The organism is Bacillus sp. JJ1127, from assembly GCF_036965845.1.
Classification (GTDB): Bacteria; Bacillota; Bacilli; order Bacillales; family Bacillaceae_G; genus Bacillus_A.
This window is the reverse complement of sequence record NZ_JBALQK010000188.1, coordinates 1-781: the sequence shown is the minus strand read 5'-3', so window position 1 is coordinate 781 and position 781 is coordinate 1. Positions and strand designations below refer to the sequence as shown.

At 33.9% G+C, this 781-nt stretch carries 1 protein-coding gene; it reads right to left on the bottom strand.

Annotated features, from left to right (window positions below; genetic code table 11):
- Window positions 1-37 precede the first annotated feature (37 nt).
- Window positions 38-586 carry a cysteine hydrolase family protein gene (locus V7183_RS18225; protein WP_335360376.1) on the bottom strand — a complete coding sequence of 183 codons (549 nt, stop codon included), beginning with the start codon at window positions 584-586 and terminating at the stop codon, window positions 38-40.
- Window positions 587-781: the final 195 nt, after the last annotated feature.

The window sequence follows — 781 nt, the reverse complement described above, 5'->3', positions numbered from 1 at the left end:
GGTCTCTTTCTTTACATAGCTCTCATTTTTTCCATATTCACTGTACTTCTGCATGTAAACAAGATTTAAAATGTCCTAAGGCAAATTTATGCCCTTGCTCATTAAAGGAAGCTACCGCTTTCTCATGTACAACGATATGAAACCCTTTATTATAAGCATCCACTGCTGTATGAAGAACACAAATATCCGTACATACGCCAACAAGATGTACTTCCTGTATCCCTCTTTCTCTTAGCTTCATTTCTAGATCTGTTCCAGCAAAAGCACTGTAACGTGTTTTGTCCATATAGTACACATTTTTCTTATCTTGATATTCTTCATATACACTTTGTAACTCTCCGTATAAATCTCTTCCTTTTGTACCAGTTATATTATGGGGTGGAAATAACTGCGTCTCAGGATGATACAAATCTTTTTCTTCATGCTTATCAATTGCAAATACAACATAATCTCCGTTTTCAATATACTGCTTTGTAATTTCTACAAGATGCTTTTCAATCTCTTGCCCTGGCTTTCCGCATGTTAATGCACCTTTTTCAGCTACGAAATCATATGTATAATCAATATTTATAAGAGCACGTTTCATTACGGCTTCTCCCTCCTATTTGTTTCACACTAAACAATGGAAAACGTGTTTTTACGACGCAGTATATTGTATTCGACATTTTCAAACAAAATCCCTACAAAATATATACCTGTCAAATGATAGGTACATATTTTTTCATTGGAATTCGTAAATCATATTCATTACATTCAAATTCAAAATAAAAAAGGGGCTGTC